Source organism: Gordonia sp. (in: high G+C Gram-positive bacteria), from assembly GCF_049299075.1.
Taxonomy (GTDB): Bacteria; Actinomycetota; Actinomycetes; order Mycobacteriales; family Mycobacteriaceae; genus Gordonia.
This window is the reverse complement of the sequence record NZ_JBAQWU010000296.1, coordinates 1-3,349: the sequence shown is the minus strand read 5'-3', so window position 1 is coordinate 3,349 and position 3,349 is coordinate 1. Positions and strand designations below refer to the sequence as shown.

Here is a 3,349-nt window from a genome sequence, read left to right as displayed (position 1 = left end):
GCCCAAGACGATGCTGAACGTCCCCATCGGTGCCGCACGACGCTTTGCCGCGCAGGATTGGCCCACCGCCCGGATCCGGGCGGCCGCTGCCCGGCATGGCATCACCATCAACGACGTCCTTCTCACCATGTGTTCCGGTGCCCTGCGCTCCTACCTGACTGATTACGAAGGTCTCCCCGAAGAGTCACTGGTGGCGATGGTGCCGGTCTCGCTGCACGACGGCCACACCGACGGCAACGCGGTTACGGCGATCCTGGCGAAGCTGGCCACTAATTCCCCCGACCCTGCCGACCGGGTTCGCGAGATTCGCGCCTCCACTGCGAGCGCGAAGGACGTGGTCCGCTCCCTGCCGCCGCTGCAACAGCTAGCGCTCGGCGTGGCGAACGCCTGGCCGCTGGCACTGTCCCTGGTGCCCGGCACCGCCGGCTATACGCCGCAGAGCTTCAACGTGGTGATCTCCAACGTGCCGGCGGCCGACGAACAGCTCTACTGGAACGGCGCGCGCCTGGACGGTTGCTTCCCCGCCTCGATTCCGGCGGAGGGCCAGGCCTTGAACATCACCATCACGTCGATCTCCGGCAAAACGTGCTTCGGCCTGACGGGCGCCCGCGCCCAACTCCCCAGCCTGCAGCGCATGCTCGATTACCTCGAGCTGGCGCTCACTGAGCTCGAGGAGATGGCCCCGCTCACCCCGGTGCCGGCCCTGCCTCCGGGCCGGTAACGAGACTGCCCTGCCTACCGCACCGTCGTGCGTTGGGCCACACTCCCGCAGTCACAGTTGGCCACCCGGTTACCCGACAGTAACATCACTGACTAGGGCTTCCCACCTGCCTTGTTAGGTAAACCTTGGCAGCGAGAAGGCCGGGTGAGCCTCTACGGTTACCTAGCAGACGACTCAGCAGTGGTCACGACCTCAGAAAGGCCGGCACCTTCCATGACTACGACGACGATTGTAATCGGATCGATCGCGGTGATCATCAGCATCTTCTGCTGGGCGAGCTTCGGTCGCGGCGTCTTTGGACTCGTCCGCGGGATCGCCCAGGGCGAAAAGGTGGAGAGTACGCGTTTCGCGCATCCGCTCCGTCGCGTGTTCGTCATGATCAAGGAATTCCTCGCGCATACGCGCATGGTCAAATTCCCGGCCGTCGGTGCTGCGCACTGGCTGGTGATGATCGGCTTCCTCGGCGGCATGCTGCTGTTCTTCGAGGCATACGGCCAGTCCATCAACCCCGAGTTCCACTGGCCCTTGTTCGGCGCCTCGTTCGCCTGGCACCTGTGGGACGAGATCCTCGGTATCGGCACCGTGGTCGGCATCGTCGCCCTAATCGTCATCCGGCAGCGCAATCACCCGCGCGTACCCAGGCGTCTCTCCCGTTTCTCCGGCTCCAACTTCCTGCCCGCCTACACGATCGAGGCCATCGTCCTGGTCGAGGGCCTGGGCATGATCTTTGTGAAGGCCGGCAAGATCGCCACCTACGGCCACGCCAACGCCGGCTCGGATTTCTTCACCATGCAGGTAGCCAAACTGCTACCCGCCAGCCCGACGATGGTGTCCATTTTTGCCGTTATCAAACTCCTCTCCGGCAGCTTGTTCCTACTGCTTGTCGGCCTCAACCTGAACTGGGGTGTCGCCTGGCACCGCTTCTCGGCGTTCCCGAACATTCTGTTCAAGCGCAACTCCGACGGCACCCCCGCCCTGGGTGCGCTGAAGCCGATGCTGAGCAACGGCAAGGTCCTGGAAATGGAGACCGCCGACCCCGACAACGACTCGTTTGGTGCCGGCAAAATCGACGACTTCAGCTGGAAAGGCCTGCTCGACTTCACCACTTGCACCGAATGCGGTCGCTGCCAGAGCCAGTGTCCCGCCTGGAACACCGGTAAGCCGCTGTCACCGAAGCTGATGATGATGTCGCTGCGCGATCAGGCACTGGCGCAAGCGCCATATCTGATTGCCGGTGGCAAAAAGGATATGAGCGGCGACGAGATCGGCCTCGTCGATGCCGACGGCAAGGTCCTCGACGACAAACTAGCCAAGATCCCGGCCGCCGCACGCGCCGCAGCCGACCGCAAACTGGTCGGCGAGACCGAAGGCAATACCGGCGCGGTGATCGACGCCGAAGCCCTATGGAGCTGCACCACCTGTGGCGCCTGTGTGGAGCAGTGCCCCGTCGACATCGAGCACATCGACCACTTCGTCGACATGCGTCGCTACCAGGTCCTCATCGAGTCCGACTTCCCGTCCGAGCTGGCGGGCCTCTTCAAGAACCTCGAGAACAAGGGCAACCCGTGGGGCCAGAACCAGGCCCAGCGCACCGCCTGGATCGACGAGCTCGACTTCCACGTTCCGGTCTACGGCCAGGACGTCGAGTCCTATGAAGGCTACGAGTACCTCTTCTGGGTCGGCTGCGCTGGCGCCTACGAAGACCGCGCCAAGAAGACCACCAAGGCCGTCGCCGAACTGCTGAACATCGCCGCTGTCGACTTCCTGGTGCTCGGCCAGGGCGAGACCTGCACCGGCGACTCTGCACGCCGCGCCGGCAACGAGTTTCTGTTCCAGATGCTCGCGCAGCAGAACATCGAGACGTTCAACGAGCTGTTCGGCACCGCGCCGCAGCAGCGCCGCAAGATCGTCGTCACCTGCGCCCACTGCTTCAACACCATCTACAACGAGTACCCGCAGGTCGCGGCGCTCGGCGACGGCCAAGCCAGCGCCGGACAGTACGAGGTGGTCCACCACACGCAGCTACTCAACCGCCTCGTCCGCGAGAAGCGGCTCATCCCGGTCGCCCCGGTCGGCGGCCGCGAAGTGACCTACCACGACCCGTGCTACCTGGGCCGACACAACACCATCTACGACGCCCCGCGCGAACTGATGGAGGCCTCCGGCTCGACGCTCACCGAAATGCCGCGGCACGGTTCGCGCTCCATGTGCTGTGGCGCCGGCGGTGCCCGCATGTGGATGGAAGAGCAGATCGGTAAGCGCATCAACGTCGACCGAGTCGACGAAGCGCTCGACACCCTTGCCTCAACCAAGGGTGCTGGCGAGAACGACACCAAGCTGATCGCCACCGGCTGCCCGTTCTGCCGCGTCATGCTGACCGACGGCGTCACCGCGCAGACTTCCGGCACCGCACTGGAAGACAAGGTGGAGGTGGTGGACGTCGCCCAGATGATTCTGGAAGGCGTCAAACGCGGCCAAACCCTGGAGACCACCCGCGGCGATAAGCACCACGGCCCCAAGTGGGTCGCCAAGCCCGAACCGGAACCCGAGCCGGTCAAGGCCGCCGTCGCCGCACCGGCCAGGCCCGCTGCTCCCGCCTCCTCGCCGGCGGCAGCCGCGGCACCGGCT

The 3,349-nt window shown here is 65.0% G+C and carries 2 protein-coding genes; both read left to right on the top strand.

Annotated elements, in window-relative coordinates:
• The coding region (locus WAW85_RS09010) for a WS/DGAT domain-containing protein (RefSeq protein ID WP_422559277.1) at window positions 1-721 on the top strand (721 nt) is incomplete at its 5' end.
• A 213-nt stretch (window positions 722-934) separates the two neighbouring features.
• On the top strand, window positions 935-3,349 hold a 2,415-nt coding region (locus WAW85_RS09005), incomplete at its 3' end, for a (Fe-S)-binding protein (protein WP_422559276.1).